Origin of the sequence: Streptomyces zhihengii (assembly GCF_016919245.1) — a bacterium.
In the GTDB taxonomy this organism is placed as follows: Bacteria; Actinomycetota; Actinomycetes; order Streptomycetales; family Streptomycetaceae; genus Streptomyces; species Streptomyces zhihengii.
Genome location: NZ_JAFEJA010000001.1, coordinates 1,928,034 through 1,944,128 on the forward strand (window position 1 = coordinate 1,928,034; position 16,095 = coordinate 1,944,128).

A 16,095-nucleotide genomic window follows, 5' to 3' on the forward strand; every position below is an offset into this window, starting at 1 on the left:
GGGGCCGGGGGGTGATCACTCCAATTTCCGGCCCGCCGCGGACGCCCGCGCCGGGGCGCGCGGAGCGGCCCGTACGCCGTGGCGTACGGGCCGCTCCGCACGGTGGATCAGGCGTCGGCGGGCATGGCCTCCAGGGTGCTCAGGACGAGCGGTTCCGGGACGCCGTGGACGAGTTCGGCGCCGTCGGGGCCGTCCAGGACGAAGGCGAGGGCGCCCTCGGCCTTCTTGTCGCGGCGCATGTACCAGAGGAGTTCCTCGTGGGCGACGCCGGCGGGCAGGGCGGTGGGGAGGCCGTAGCCGGCGACCACGTCGTGGTGCTCGGCGACGCGTGCGGCGCCGATGCGGCCCAGCGCGCCGGCGAGCCGGCCCGCGAAGACGGTGCCGATGGCGACGGCCTCGCCGTGCCGCAGGCCGTAGTCGGTGGCCTTCTCCAGGGCGTGGCCCAGGGTGTGGCCGTAGTTGAGGACGTGCCGCAGGCCCTGGTCGCGTTCGTCGCGGGTGACGACGGACGCCTTCAGGCCCACGCTCGCGGCGATCTGCTCGTCCAGCGGAAGGCCGCTGAGGCCCGGGGCCCCGATGAAGTGGCAGCGGGCCAGTTCGCCGAAGCCGTTGACGCGTTCGCGTTCGGGCAGCGTCCGCAGGAACTCCGTGTCGCACAGGACCGCGAGGGGCTGCCAGTAGGCGCCGACGAGGTTCTTGCCCTCGGGGAGGTTCACCCCGGTCTTGCCGCCGATGCTGGCGTCCACCTGGGCGAGCAGGGTCGTCGGGAGGTGGATCACGGGCGTGCCCCGGTGGTACAGGGAGGCGGCCAGGCCGACGGCGTCGGTGGTGGTCCCGCCGCCGCAGGAGACGATCACATCGCCGCGGGTGAGCCCGAACCGGGCGAACGCGCCGCACAGGTCGGCCACGGTGGCGAGGGTCTTGTTGGTCTCCCCGTCCTGGGCGGGGAGCCGCAGGGTCTCCACGGGCAGGTCCGGCAGCGCGCCGTCGGGCCGCGCGGAGACGACGACGGCGCGCCGTGCGCCCGTCGCCGCGACCAGGTCCGGCAGCAGGGCGCGCACCCCGTGGCCGATGTGCACGGTGTAGGCGCGGTCGCCGAGATCCACCTCGACCCGGTGGGCGGGCGGTGCGGCGGCCGGACGGCCGCCCTCCTGGGCGGCCGTCAGCGGCTCACTCATCGGGAGCTCCTCTCTCGGCCCCGGCCCTGGGGACCGGGGCCCGTCGTGGGTGACCGCCGGCGGCCCGGGCCCGTGGGCCGGGGCCGGCGGCGGGTTCATGCGGTCTGGAGCGCCGCGGCGGGCACGGCGATCGGCTGGGTGTCCCGGCCCGTCTCGCCGAGGACGGCCCGGACGGTCCGGGCCGCGAGCGCCTCGGTGACCGCGGGGATGCGCAGCCTGCGGTGGGTGAGGTGCGCGTGGTCGAACAGCAGGTAGTTGACGGGCGCGCCCTCGGCGGCCCAGGCGCCCGCCGCCCGGCGCAGGGTGCGCAGGTAGTCGTCCCAGGCACCGGCGACCTCGGGGCTCATGGGCGGCAGGCCGTCCGCGAGCGTGGGTGCGCTGTGCCGGCTGCGTTCGCACAGTTCGGTGCGGCGCTCGGGGGTGAGCCCCTCGGTCCAGAACTGCCAGCACTGGAAGAGGAACCCCTTGCGGCCGGACTCGGGGACCAGGGCGACGACGTGCCGCAGATGCCAGGTGGCGAGCGCGAGCAGGTCGCTGTCGGTGAGCGCGGCCTCCCCTGCGACGGCGAGCGCGAGTTCGCTGGACGCCGTCGCGACGTCGTCGGCGAATTCGATGTCGCAGGCTTCCTGGTGGTGCGGCGCCGCACCCTCGGAGTGGGGAAGGTATTCGATGCGGGAATCCGTCCCGGCGGGGACGACCTCCGCGCGGATTCTGTTCTCCACCTCGCGCAGTTCGGGTGAAGCGGAGTGGGCCCAGAATCCGATGTCGGGATTCTTGCCGGCCTCGCCCCAGTGGAAGAACCACCTGCTGGACGGGTCGGCGGCCCGCAGGTCGCGGATCAGCTCCCGGAGTGTTTCCGGAGGCTGCGGATGGGAGATGCCGTGGTTACCCGTCCCGTAGGGCGCGGGCACCCGGGCGTGGAGCCAACGGTGCGTCATGTCGGTTACCTCAATTCTTTCACCGGCGGGAATGTGCGGAATATTGTCTGACCGACGCGGGCGCTTTCCTATGCTAGGGCCGTCCGGAAAACGCCTCCACACCCTTGTGGCGCCGATATCGGCCGGGCCCGAATTCAGGGCCCTGGTAGGGGGGACGACTGGGGTTACGGGCATGCCGGTCGCGGCGAGAATCTTGTTCCACAGAGCCGCAGAACATGCGACAGGTCAAGAGATTCCGTCAGACGTATTTCATTGCCGCCGTGTTATCGAGGGGTGTGTGGACATGCTGCGAACCGAGCTGATCCGACCGTTGCCGGAACTGCTCACGGCGCACGCGGACCGCTTCGGGAACAAGATCGCCTACCGCGATGCCCGCCGCGCCGTCGGCTGGGCCGAGCTGGCGGAGCGCACGGGGCGGCTGGCCGGTCACCTGGCGGCGCTGCGGCTCCAGCCCGGCGACCGGGCCGCGTTCCTCCTCGGCAACTGCGTCGAGACGGTGGAGAGTTACCTCTCCGTCGTGCGTGCGGCCGCGATCGGCGTCCCGCTCAACCCGCGGTCCACCGATGCCGAGCTGGCCCATCTGCTGGGCGACAGCGGGGCCCGTGTGGTCGTCACCGACCCGCCGCACGTCGAGCAGGTCCGGCGGGTGCTGGGGGCGGACCGCTCGGTGCGGATCGTGGTCACCGGCGACGGGCGGGCCCCGGCCGGGACCCTGTCCTTCGAGACGCTGGCCACCACGGACGCCCCCGAGCCCGCGCGCGACGACCTGTCGCTCGACGACGTGGCCTGGATGCTCTACACCTCCGGCACCACGGGCAAGCCGAAGGGCGTGCTCTCCAGCCAGCGCAACGCGCTGTTCTCGGTGGCCGCCGGCTATGTGCCGATCCCCGGACTCGGCGCCGAGGACCGGGTGCTGTGGCCGCTGCCGCTGTTCCACAGCCTCTCCCACATCGTGTGCGTGGTCGCCGCCACCGCCGTCGGCGCCTCGGTGCGCCTGGTCGACGGCTTCGCCGCCGAGGACGTGCTGGCGGCGCTGCGGGAGGAGAACTCCACCTTCCTCGCCGGTGTCCCGACGATGTACCACCAGCTCGTCGAGGCCGCGGCGCGCAAGGGCTTCGCCGCGCCCCGGCTGCGGATGTGCCTGGTCGGCGGTTCGGTCACCACCGCCTCGCTGCACACCGCGTTCGAGAAGGCCTTCGGCGCACCGCTGCTCGACGCCTACGGCTCCACCGAGACGTGCGGCGCGATCACCATGAACTGGCCCACCGGCCCCCGGGTCGAGGGCTCCTGCGGTCTGCCGGTGCCGGGCGTCAACGTGCGGCTGGTCGACCCGCGGACCGGCAGCGACGTGCCGGCCGGCGAGGAGGGCGAGGTCTGGGTCAACGGGCCGAACGTGATGGCCGGTTACCACAACGACCCGCAGGCCACCGCAGCCGCGCTGCGCGACGGCTGGTACCGCACCGGCGACCTGGCCCGGCGCGACGACGCCGGCTGCTTCACCATCACGGGCCGGCTCAAGGAGCTCGTCATCCGCGGCGGCGAGAACATCCACCCCGCCGAGGTCGAGGAGGTGCTGCGGTCCGTGCCCGGCGTCGCCGACGTCGCCGTGGTCGCCAAGCCGCACACCGTGCTCGGCGAGGTGCCCGTCGCCTTCCTGGTGCCGGGCCCCGAAGGGCTCGACCCGGAGCTGCTGTACGCGGCCTGCCGCGAACAACTGGCCTACTACAAGGTGCCCGAGGAGCTGTACGAGACCGCGCAGATCCCGCGCACCCAGTCCGGCAAGATCATGCGGCACCGGCTGCTCAGCCGGCCCATGCGGCTGCGCGCGGCCAACAGCAGCCACTACGAGTCGCTGCTGCGGCTGGACTGGGTGCCGCTGACGGCACGGCCCGCCCCGCCGGCCGCCGCCCCGTGGGTGCTGTCCGGTCCGGACGCCGACGCGCTGACCGCCCTGCTCGGCGCCCGGCTCGACGAGGCGTCCGCCGCCGGCGAGTCCGTGCCGGGTGCGGTCGTGCTCTCGCTCGACGTGCCGAAGGCGGCGGCCGCCGCCGACTTCGCGGGTGCCGTGGAGCGCACCGTGCACGGCCTGGCGCGACAGGTCGCCCTCTGGCTGGCGGACGAGCGGCTGGACGGTGTGCGGCTCGCCGTCGCCACCCGCGGCGCCGTGATCGCCGGCCCGCGCGAGTCCCTGCACAACATCGCCCACGCCCCGGTGTGGGGCCTGCTGCGGTCCGTCCAGGCCGAACACCCCGGCCGGGTGCTGCTGGTGGACCTCGACGAGGCGCCCGCGTCGGCGGAGGAGCTGCCCCGGCTGGTCACCACCGAGGAGCCGCAGCTCGCGCTCCGCGGCGGTGTGCCGCTGCTGCCGCGCCTGGCCCGGGTCGCGGCCGGCGGCGAACCGCGTGAGAACACCGGCCTGGACCCCGAGCGCACCGTCGTCGTCGCCGGCGCCGACAGCGCGCAGGGCGCGGCGCTCGCCCGCCATCTGGTCGCCGGTCACCGCGCACGCCATCTGCTGCTGATCGCCTCGCACGGCGCGGACGACGAGAACGTGGCCGCGCTGCGCGAAGAACTGACCGCCGCGGGCGCCCGGAACGTGGCCGTCGCCGCCTGCGACACCGCCGACCGCGGCGCGCTCGCCGCGGTGCTGGAGGGCGCGGAGCGCCCGCTGACGGCCGTGGTGCACGCGGGCGGCTGGGAGGACGCGCTCGCCCACCGGCCCCGCCGGGCGCTGGAGTCGGCCGTCGCCGGTCTGCTCCATCTGCACGAGCTGAGCCGGGCGCACGAGCTGTCCGCGTTCGTGATGTGCTCCTCGGCCGAGACCCTGTTCGGCGCGGCGGGCGAGGCCGACCGGTCCGCGTACAACGCGTTCGTCGACGCCCTGGCGCAGCACCGCGCCGACCGGGGGCTGCCCGCGCTGGCCCTCGGCTGGGGCCGCTGGGAGGCGACCGGCGGAACGGCGGCCGGCGCTGCCGGCGGCACGGGCGTCCTCGGCGTCTCGGAAGGGCTGGCGATGTTCGACGCGGCCCAGCTCTCCGGACCCGCCTACTCCCTGCCGCTGGCCCTGGACACGGCGGCCATCGCCACCGGTGAGGTGTCGCCGCTGCTGGGCGGACTGATCGACACCTCGGCCGTGCCCGCGACCGCCGACAGCTCGGTGGCCGACACCCTGCGGGAGCGGCTCGCGCCGCTGCCGGAGGAGGAGCGGCTGCGGATCCTCCAGGAGATCGTGCGCACCGAGGCGGCACGCGTCCGCGACCTGGGCGGCATCTCCTGGGTGGGCCCGAAGCGGCCGTTCAAGGACCTCGGCTTCACCTCGCTGCACGCGGTGGCGCTGCGCAACCGGCTCACCGAGACGACCGGGCTGCCGCTGCCCGCGACGGTCGCCTTCGACCATCCGACGCCGTACGCGGTGGCGGTGCTGCTGCACACCCTGCTGACGGGTGCCGAGGAGCGGGCGGAGGAGGTGCGTCCGGAGGTGGCGGGCTCGGACGAGCCGATCGCCATCGTCGGCATGGCCTGCCGGCTGCCCGGCGGCGTCACCTCGCCCGAGGAGCTGTGGCGGCTGGTCGACGAGGGCCGCGACGCGGTGTCCGGCTTCCCCGAGGACCGCGACTGGAACCTGGAGGAGCTGTACGACCCCGAGGGTTCCCGGCCCGGCTCCAGCTACGTCCGCGAGGGCGGCTTCCTGTACGACGTGGCCGACTTCGACGCCGAGTTCTTCGGCATATCCCCGCGTGAGGCCGTCGCGATGGACCCCCAGCAGCGGCTGCTGCTGGAGACGTCCTGGGAGGCCCTGGAGCGGGCCGGCATCGACCCCGCGGCGCTGCGGGGCAAGCCGGTCGGTGTGTTCTCCGGCGTGATGTACCACGACTACGGCGCGCAGGTGGACCGCGCGCCGGAGGGCTCGGAGGGCTACCGCGGCATCGGCACCGCGGGCAGTGTCGCCTCCGGCCGGGTGTCGTACACCTTCGGTCTGGAGGGCCCGGCGCTGACCGTCGACACGGCCTGCTCCTCCTCGCTGGTGGCCCTGCACCTGGCGGCGCAGTCGCTGCGCAACGGCGAGTGCACGATGGCGCTGGCGGGCGGTGTGGCGCTGATGGCGCAGCCGACCTCGTTCGTGGAGTTCTCCCGGCAGCGTGCGCTGGCCCCCGACGGGCGCTGCAAGGCGTACGCGGAGGCGGCGGACGGCACCGGCTGGGCGGAGGGCGTCGGCATCCTGCTGCTGGAGCGCCTCTCGGACGCCGAGCGGCTCGGGCACCCGGTGCTCGCGGTGGTCCGCGGCTCCGCGGTCAACCAGGACGGCGCCTCCAACGGTCTCACCGCGCCGAGCGGTCCCTCGCAGCAGCGGGTCATCCGCCAGGCGCTGGCCAACGCCCATCTGTCGCCCGCGGACGTGGACGCGGTGGAGGGCCACGGCACGGGCACCATGCTCGGTGACCCGATCGAGGCGCAGGCCCTGCTCGCCACCTACGGACGCGAACGGGACACCGAACAGCCCTTGTGGCTGGGCTCGTTGAAGTCGAACATCGGGCACGCCCAGTCCGCCGCCGGAGTCGCCGGCATCATCAAGATGGTCCAGGCGATCCGCAACGGCGTGCTGCCGAAGACCCTCCACGTCGACCAGCCCTCCACCAAGGTCGACTGGACCGCCGGAGCCGTCGAACTCCTCACCGAAGCCCGCGACTGGCCCGCACTCGGACGCCCGCGCCGCGCCGCCGTCTCCTCCTTCGGCGTCAGCGGCACCAACGCCCACGTCATCATCGAACAGGCACCCGCGGCCGACGAGGAGCCCGGCCCGGCCGGGGCCTCGGGGGCGGCCGTGCTGCCGTGGGTGGTCTCCGCCCGGACGCCGGCGGCGCTGCGGGCCCAGGCCCGGCAGCTCGTGGGTGTGGCGACGGACCACTCCCCCGCGGACGTCGCGCATGCGCTGGCGTTCACCCGCGCATCACTGGAGCAGCGGGCGGTGATCCTCGCGGACGACCGCGAGAGCGGTCTCTCGGGTCTTCGGGCGCTGGCGTCGGGTGAGCCGGCCGCGCACGTGGTCACCGGGACGGCCGACGTCGACGGCAGGACCGTCTTCGTCTTCCCCGGCCAGGGCCACCAGTGGACGGGCATGGGCGCCCGCCTCCTCGACACCAGCCCCGTCTTCCACCACCACATCAGCGAGTGCGCCCGGGCCCTGAGCGCCTATGTCGACTGGGATCTGGTGGATGTCCTGCGGGGTGCGGAGGGAGCGCCCGGCTTCGACCGGGTGGACGTCGTCCAGCCCGCCTCCTTCGCCGTCATGGTCGCCCTCGCCCGCCTCTGGCAGCACCACGGCATCACCCCCCACGCCCTCACCGGCCACTCCCAGGGCGAAATAGCCGCAGCCCACATCGCCGGCGTCCTCACCCTCGACGACGCCGCACGCATCGTCACCCTCCGCTCCCAGGCCATCGGCACCCACCTCGCCGGACACGGCGGCATGATGTCCCTCCCCCTCCCCCTCACCACCGCCGAGGAACACCTCACCACCTACGACGGACGCATCGAGATCGCCGCCGTCAACGGCCCCAACTCCACCGTCGTCGCCGGCGACCCCACCGCCCTCGACGACCTCCACACCCACCTCAACGCCGACGGCATCCGCGCCCGCAAAATCCCCGTCGACTACGCCTCCCACACCAGCCACGTCGAATCACTCCAACACGAACTCGCCACCCTCCTCGACGGCATCACCCCCCGCACCGCCGACATCCCCCTCCACTCCACCCTCACCGGCGAACTCATCGACGGCACCACCATGACCGCCGACCACTGGTACCAGAACCTCCGCCACCAGGTCCGCTTCGCCACCACCATCGAAAACCTCGCCCACACCGGACACCGCACCTTCATCGAAATCAGCGCCCACCCCGTCCTCACCATGCCCATCGGCGACATCCTCGACCAACACGCCGACACCCCCTGGACCACCACCGGCACCCTCCGCCGCAACGACGACACCCCCCACCGCTTCCTCACCAACGCCGCCGAACTCCACGTCCGCGGCACCACCCCCGACTGGACCACCCTCCTCACCCCACCCACCACCACACCCGACCTCCCCACCTACCCCTTCCAACGCACCCGCTACTGGCTGGAGGGCACGGGCAGCAGTGACGCCGGGGCACTCGGTGTCGCGGCGGAGGAGCACCCGCTGCTGGGCGCCCTCGTCGAACTGCCGGGCTCCGGTGGGGTGCTGACGACGGGACGCCTGTCGCTGAAGACCCACCCGTGGCTCGCGGTCGACACGTCGGGCGGGCCGTCCCCGGTCCCCGGTGCGGTGCTGGTCGAGCTGGCCGTGCGGGCGGGCGACCATGTGGCGGCCGGGACGCTGGAGGAGCTCGTCCTGGAGGAGCCGATGGTGCTGCCGGAGCGCGGCAGCGTCCAGGTCCGGGTGCAGGTCGGGGCCGCGGAGGCCGCAGGCGGCACCGGGCAGCACGGCCGCCGTCAGGTCAGCGTCCACTCACGCGCCGACGAGTCGGCCGAGTGGGTTCGGCATGCGATCGGCCGGCTCTCCGCCCAGGAGGCCTCGTTCACGGGCGACTTCACCGTCCGCCCGCCCGGCACCGCGGAGGCCGTGGAGGTCTCGGCGGTCGCCTCGGCGGGGCTGCGCAAGGTGTGGCGCCACGGCGACGAGATCTACGCCGAGGTGGCGCTGCCGGACGAGCTGGCGGGCGAGGCGTCCGCGTACGGGCTGCACCCCGCCCTGCTGGACACCGTGCTGGAGGCCGCCGCGTACGGTCCGCTGGGCGCGGCGCGCCCGGACGGCCGGGTGCTGATGCCGCACACCTGGCGCCGGCTCGCGCTCTTCGCCTCCGGGGCGGGGCAGTTGCGGGTGCGCGTCACCCCGCGCGGCGACGACACGATCTCCGTCGCCGCCGCGGACTCCGCGGGTGCGCCGGTGCTGTCGATCCGGGAGCTGAGCTTCCGTGCGGTGGACCCGAACCGTGCGGTGCCCGGTCAAGACCCGTTGCGGGACGCTTTGTTCCGTGTCGAGTGGCAGACGATCCCCACCCCCGACACCACCACCGGCACCGACTGGCCCGTCCTCGACCTCACCCACCGCACCGACGACGACGTCCGGACCCTCACCGCACACGCGCTGGAAGCCGTCCAGGCCCACATCACCACCGACCCCGACGACACCCGCCTCGTGGTACTGACCCGCGACGCCCGCACCAACCCCGCACAAGCCGCCGTCCACGGACTCGTCCGCACCGCCCAGAACGAACACCCCGACCGCATCACCCTCATCGACACCGACACCGACACAACACTCCTCCCCCACGCCCTCGCCACCGGCGAACCCCAACTCGCCCTCACCCACAACACCCTCACCGTCCCCCGCCTCACCCGCACCACCCCACCGACCACGGCCACCAGCCCCCTCGACCCCCACGGCACCGTCCTCATCACCGGCGGCACCGGCACCCTCGGCGCCCTCACCGCCCACCACCTCATCACCCACCACCACATCACCCACCTCCACCTCATCAGCCGACGCGGACCGGCCGCCCCCGGCGCCCAACAACTCCACGACCAACTCACCGCACTCGGCGCCACCGTCACCATCACCGCCACCGACGCCACCAACCCCCAACAAGTCCAAACCCTCCTCGACACCATCCACCCCGACCACCCCCTCACCGCCGTCATCCACACCGCCGGCGTCCTCGACGACGCCACCCTCACCGCACAAACCCCCACCCACCTCGACACCGTCCTCACCCCCAAAACCGACGCCGCCCACACCCTCCACACCCTCACCCGACACCACCCCCTCACAGCCTTCGTCCTCTTCTCCAGCGCCGCCGGCACCCTCGGCAACCCCGGACAGGCCAACTACGCCGCCGCCAACGCAGCCCTCGACGCCCTCGCCACCCGACTCCGCACCCACGGCACCCCCGCCACCTCCCTCGCCTGGGGCTACTGGTCGGATGTCAGCGGCATGACGGAGCACCTGGACGAGGCGGCGCTCCGGCGCCACCGCAGGGACGGCATGCTGGGGCTGTCCGCCGGGACCGGCATGGCACTGCTGGACGCCGCCCTGGCGTCCGAGGAGCCGGCCTATGTCGCCGCGCAGCTCGATCTGGCGGGTCTGCGTGCCCGTGCGGCGACCGAGCCGGTGCCGCTGATGCTGCGGTCGCTGGTGCGTCCGCCGCGCCGGGCCGCGGCCCAGGGGCAGTCCGCCGCAGAGGACCGGGGTGCGCTGGGCGCACAGCTCGCCGCGCTGCCGGAGGCGGAGCGGGAGCGCACGGTCGTGGATCTGGTGCGGGCCGAGGCCGCGACGGTGCTGGGGCACGCGTCGGCGGAGGCCATCGACGAGAAGCGGGCGTTCAAGGATCTGGGCTTCGACTCGCTGACCGCGGTCGAGCTGCGGAATCGTATCGCCAAGCGTGCCGGGCTCACCCTTCCCGCCACCCTGGTCTTCGACTATCCGTCACCCGCGGTGCTGGCGCGCAAGTTGCTCGGCGACCTCGTCGGGGAGCAGCCCGCGGCGGCGGGCGCCGTGCCCGCCGGGCGCGGGGCGGCGGCCGACGACGACCCGATCGTGATCGTGTCGATGGGCTGCCGGTTCCCCGGCGGTGCCGACGGGCCGGACGAGCTGTGGCGGCTGGTGGCGGAGGGCACCGATGTGATCGGCGGCTTCCCCGAGGACCGCGGCTGGGACCTGGAGGCGCTGTACGACCCGGACCCGGAGCACCTCGGCACGTCCTACGCCCGCAACGGGGCGTTCCTGGACACGGCGACCGGATTCGACGCCGGCTTCTTCGGGATCTCGCCGCGCGAGGCACTGGCGATGGATCCGCAGCAGCGACTGCTGCTGGAGACGTCCTGGGAGACGTTCGAGCGGGCGGGCATCGACCCGACCTCGCTCCAGGGCCAGCACGTCGGTGTGTTCGTCGGTGTCAACGACCGTGACTACACCCTGCGGTTGCAGCACGACGCGGGTGAGCTGGAGGGCTACCGCCTCACCGGCACCTCGGGCAGTGTGGCCTCGGGCCGCATCTCCTACACCTTCGGTCTGGAGGGCCCGGCGCTGACCGTCGACACGGCCTGCTCCTCCTCGCTGGTGGCCCTGCACCTGGCGGCGCAGTCGGTGCGCAGCGGCGAGTCGTCGATGGCCCTGGCCGGCGGTGTCGCGCTGATGACGACACCCGACGCGTTCGTGGAGTTCTCCCGGCAGCGGGGCCTGTCCACGGACGGACGCTGCAAGGCGTTCGCCGAGGCGGCCGACGGCACCGGCTGGGCCGAGGGCTCCGCGATGCTGCTGGTCGAGCGGCTCTCCGACGCCGAACGGCTGGGGCACCCGGTCCTCGCGGTGGTCCGCGGCAGCGCCGTCAACCAGGACGGCGCCTCCAACGGACTGACCGCACCCAACGGCCCCTCCCAGCAGCGCGTCATCCGCGCCGCCCTCGCCGACGCGGGTCTGTCCGCGGCGGAGGTCGACGCGGTGGAGGCGCACGGCACGGGCACCACCCTGGGCGACCCGATCGAGGCGCAGGCGCTGCTCGCGACCTACGGGACGGGCCGCGCGGACGCGGAGCCGCTGTGGCTGGGCTCGCTGAAGTCGAACATCGGGCACACCCAGGGCGCCGCCGGCGCGGCCAGTGTGATCAAGATGGTCCAGGCGATGCGCCACGGGGTGCTGCCGAAGACCCTCCACGTCGACCGGCCGTCCACCAAGGTGGACTGGGCGGCGGGAGCGGTGGAGCTGCTCACCGAGTCCCGTGACTGGCCGGAGACCGAGCGGCCGCGCCGCGCGGCGGTGTCGTCGTTCGGTGTGAGCGGCACCAACGCCCACGTCATCATCGAGCAGGCGCCGGGTACCGCCGGGGCCGAGGCCCCGCGCACCGGGGACGACGAGGTGCCGGCCGTGCGCCCGTACGTCCTGTCGGCGAAGTCCCCCGAGGCGCTGGGCGGCCAGGCCGCCCGGCTCGCCCGGTGGCTGCGCGGCGGTGAGGCGCACCTCGCGGACGTCGCCTACTCGCTGGTGACCACGAAGGCGCGGCTCGACCACCGGGCGGTCGTCGTCGCGGGTGAGCGCGAGGAACTGCTGGCGGCACTGGACTCCCTCGCGGACGGCGGGGCGCCCGCGTCCGCCGTCACCGGCGCCCCGGCGCCCGGCCGGACGGCCTTCCTCTTCACCGGGCAGGGCAGCCAGCGGGCCGGGATGGGCCGCGAACTGCACGCGCGGTACCCGGTGTTCGCGGCGGCGTTCGACGCGGCCTGCGAGGAGCTGGACCGGCATCTCGACGGGCACGTCCCCCACCCGCTGCGCGAGGTGGTGTTCGCCGAGCCCGGTTCCGCCGAGGCCGGGGAACTGCACCGCACGGTGTACACCCAGTCGGCGCTGTTCGCCGTGCAGGTGGCGCTGTTCCGGCTGGTGGAGTCCTGGGGCGTGCGCCCCGACTTCGTCGCCGGGCACTCGATCGGCGAGCTGGCGGCGGCCCATGTCGCGGGCGTGTACTCGCTCGCCGACGGCGCCGCGCTGGTGGCGGCCCGCGGCAGGCTGATGCAGGCGCTGCCGGAGGGCGGTGCGATGGTCGCCGTGCAGGCGGCCGAGGACGAGGTGCTCGCGCTGCTGCCGTCCGACGGCCGCGCCGGGATCGCCGCGGTCAACGGGCCCGCCGCCGTGGTGGTCTCGGGCGACGAGGACGCCGTCCTGGAGGTCGCCGCGGCCGTCGAGGCCCTGGGCCGCAAGACCAAGCGGCTGCGGGTGAGCCACGCCTTCCACTCGGCCCGGATGGAGCCGATGCTGGAGGAGTTCCGCGCGGTGGCCGGGGCGGTGGCGTACGCCGAGCCCCGGATCCCGGTGGTGTCGACGCTGACCGGGTCGCTGGTCGGGCTCGACCGGCTGGGCTCGGCGGACTACTGGGCGGAGCATGTGCGCCGGCCGGTGCGGTTCGCCGACGCGGTGGGATACGTGCGGGCCGAAGGGGCCGGACGGTTCCTGGAGATCGGCCCGGACGCGGTGCTCACGGCGATGGCGCGGGAGACCGTCGACGCCCTCGCGGAGCAGGACGGCCCCGGGGCCGGCGAGGCGGTGTTCCTGCCGGGTCTGCGCCGTGAGCGCTCCGAGCCGGCGACGCTGCTCGCGGCGGTGGCCGGGCTGTACGTCCGCGGGGCGGAGACCGACTGGGCGGCCCTGTTCGAGGGCACGGACGCGCGGCGTGTCGCGCTGCCGGTGTACGCGTTCCAGCGGGAGCGCTACTGGGTGGAGATGCGGCCGGGCACGGCCGATCTCGGCTCGCTGGGTCTGGCGCCGGCCGGGCACCCGCTGCTCGGCGCGGTGGTGGAACTCCCGGACGGGCAGGGTGTGCTGGCGACCGGCCGGCTGTCACTGACGAGCAACCCGTGGCTCGCGGACCACGCCAAGTCGGGCACCGTCCTGGTGCCGGGCACGGCCCTGGTCGAGCTGGCCGTACGGGCCGGGGACCACGCCGGGGCGCCGGTGCTGGAGGAGCTGGTGCTCCAGGCTCCGCTGGTGCTGCCGGAGCGCGGCGGCGTCGAGGTACGGGTCCAGGTCGGCGCGGCCGACGACTCGGGGACGGGCCGCCGCCCGGTGGGCATCCACTCGCGGGCCGAGGACTCCGACGTCTGGACCCGGCATGCCGCCGGATCCGTCTCGGCGTCGCAGCCGGCGACCGCGGCCGGGCAGGCCGTGTGGCCGCCGGCCGGAGCGGAGGCCGTCGACGTGGACGGCTTCTACGAGCGGCAGGCCGCGGCGGGCCATGACTTCGGGCCCTCCTTCCAGGGTCTGGAGCGGGTGTGGCGGCGCGGCGAGGAGCTGTTCGCCGAGGTGGCGCTGCCGGACGAGGCCGCCGCCGAGGCGTCCGCGTACGGGCTGCACCCCGCCCTGCTGGACGCTGCCCTGCACACGACGAGCTTCGGGGCAGTGGCGGAGACCGAGCCCGGCCAGGTGCTGCTGCCGTTCGCCTGGAACGGGGTGACCCTGCACGCGGCGGGCGCGGCACGCCTGCGGGTGCGGATCACACCGCAGGGCAACGACGCCGTGGCGGTGGAGGCGTCCGACGCGACCGGGGCTCCGGTGGCGTCGGTGGGTTCGCTGGCCTTCCGGGCGGTGGATCCGGCGCAGTTGTCGGCGGGTGACGATCCGTTGCGGGACGCGTTGTTCCGTGTCGAGTGGCAGACGATCCCCACCCCCGACACCACCACCGGCACCGACTGGCCCGTCCTCGACCTCACCCACCGCACCGACGACGACGTCCGGACCCTCACCGCGCACGTGCTGGAAGCCGTCCAGGCCCACATCACCACCGACCCCGACGACACCCGCCTCGTGGTACTGACCCGCGACGCCCGCACCAACCCCGCACAAGCCGCCGTCCACGGACTCGTCCGCACCGCCCAGAACGAACACCCCGACCGCATCACCCTCATCGACACCGACACCGACACAACACTCCTCCCCCACGCCCTCGCCACCGGCGAACCCCAACTCGCCCTCACCCACAACACCCTCACCGTCCCCCGCCTCACCCGCACCACCCCACCGACCACGGCCACCAGCCCCCTCGACCCCCACGGCACCGTCCTCATCACCGGCGGCACCGGCACCCTCGGCGCCCTCACCGCCCACCACCTCATCACCCACCACCACATCACCCACCTCCACCTCATCAGCCGACGCGGACCGGCCGCCCCCGGCGCCCAACAACTCCACGACCAACTCACCGCACTCGGCGCCACCGTCACCATCACCGCCACCGACGCCACCAACCCCCAACAAGTCCAAACCCTCCTCGACACCATCCACCCCGACCACCCCCTCACCGCCGTCATCCACACCGCCGGCGTCCTCGACGACGCCACCCTCACCGCACAAACCCCCACCCACCTCGACACCGTCCTCACCCCCAAAACCGACGCCGCCCACACCCTCCACACCCTCACCCGACACCACCCCCTCACAGCCTTCGTCCTCTTCTCCAGCGCCGCCGGCACCCTCGGCAACCCCGGACAGGCCAACTACGCCGCCGCGAACACCTATCTGGACGCGCTGGCGGCCCGGCTGCGGGCCGAGGGCACGCCCGCCACGGCGATGGCCTGGGGTCTGTGGGAGGAGGCGAGCGGTATGACGGGCGAGCTGAGCTCCACGGATCTCCAGCGCGGCCGGCGGACCGGTATCACCGCGATGTCCACGCGGTTGTCGCTGGCGCTGTTCGACGCGGCGCTCGCCTCGCAGGACGCGGCGCTGGTGACGGCGCTGATGGATCTGCCCGAACTGCGCCGGCAGGCGGCGTCCGGCGAGGTTCCGCCGCTGCTGCGCTCGCTGGTGCGAGCGCCGCGCAAGGCGGCGCGGAGCGCGGCCGCCTCGGAGCAGTCGCTCACGGACCGACTGAACCCGCTGGCGGAGGCCGATCGCCTCGACGCGGTGCTGGAGGTGGTGCGCGGGGAGGCGGCGACGGTGCTCGGGCACCCCACGGCTCGTGCCATCGGTGCCGAGAACGCCTTCAAGGACCTCGGCTTCGACTCCCTGGCCGCCGTGGAACTGCGCAACCGGCTGGCGGGTGCCACCGGGGTGCGGCTGCCCGCGACCCTGATCTTCGACCACCCGACCCCGGCGGCGCTGGCCGCCCAGTTGCTGGAGGAGCTCGGCTGCACGGCGGCGGGCGCCGCGGGCGGCACGGGTGCGGACGGTGACGGGGTGCCGGCCGAACTCGCCCGGCTGGGCGAGACGCTGGCCGCGCTGCCGGGGGACGGGGCGGCACGCGCCCGTGTCGCGGCCAGGCTCCAGGAGCTGGCGGTGGCCCTCGGGGCGGCGCCGGCCCCGGTCCTCACGGACGACCTGTCCGGCCTCGACCTCGATGTCGCGACCGACGAAGAGATCTTCCAGCTCATGGACGGAGAACTCGGTCTGTCCTGATCCCCGCCAACCGATCGACACCCGAGCCCGTACGTCCATCGACGCCTTGCCATCGACGCCT

The 16,095-nt window shown here is 74.1% G+C and carries 3 protein-coding genes; 1 reads left to right on the plus strand and 2 read right to left on the minus strand.

What is annotated here, in order from left to right; genetic code table 11:
- Positions 1-107: 107 nt before the first annotated feature.
- Positions 108-1,178, minus strand: a complete 1,071-nt coding sequence (locus tag JE024_RS08045; protein ID WP_205372945.1) for a 3-dehydroquinate synthase family protein — start codon at positions 1,176-1,178, stop codon at positions 108-110.
- A gap of 95 nt (positions 1,179-1,273) precedes the next feature.
- Positions 1,274-2,116 carry a lantibiotic dehydratase C-terminal domain-containing protein gene (locus JE024_RS08050; RefSeq protein ID WP_205372946.1) on the minus strand — a complete coding sequence of 281 codons (843 nt, stop codon included), beginning with the start codon at positions 2,114-2,116 and terminating at the stop codon, positions 1,274-1,276.
- 283 nt (positions 2,117-2,399) lie between these two features.
- Here JE024_RS08050 and JE024_RS08055 point away from each other — a divergent pair, with 283 nt between their 5' ends.
- Positions 2,400-16,034: a type I polyketide synthase gene (locus JE024_RS08055; protein ID WP_244883140.1), complete on the plus strand. Its 13,635-nt coding sequence runs from the start codon at positions 2,400-2,402 to the stop codon at positions 16,032-16,034.
- Positions 16,035-16,095 lie beyond the last annotated feature (61 nt).

Excerpts from the sequence above, each read along its gene's own strand:
- JE024_RS08050 (WP_205372946.1), bottom strand. The coding sequence starts at position 2,116 with ATGACGCACCGTTGGCTCCACGCCCGGGTGCCCGCGCCCTACGGGACG.
- JE024_RS08045 (WP_205372945.1), bottom strand. The coding sequence starts at position 1,178 with ATGAGTGAGCCGCTGACGGCCGCCCAGGAGGGCGGCCGTCCGGCCGCC.
- JE024_RS08055 (WP_244883140.1), top strand. The coding sequence starts at position 2,400 with ATGCTGCGAACCGAGCTGATCCGACCGTTGCCGGAACTGCTCACGGCG.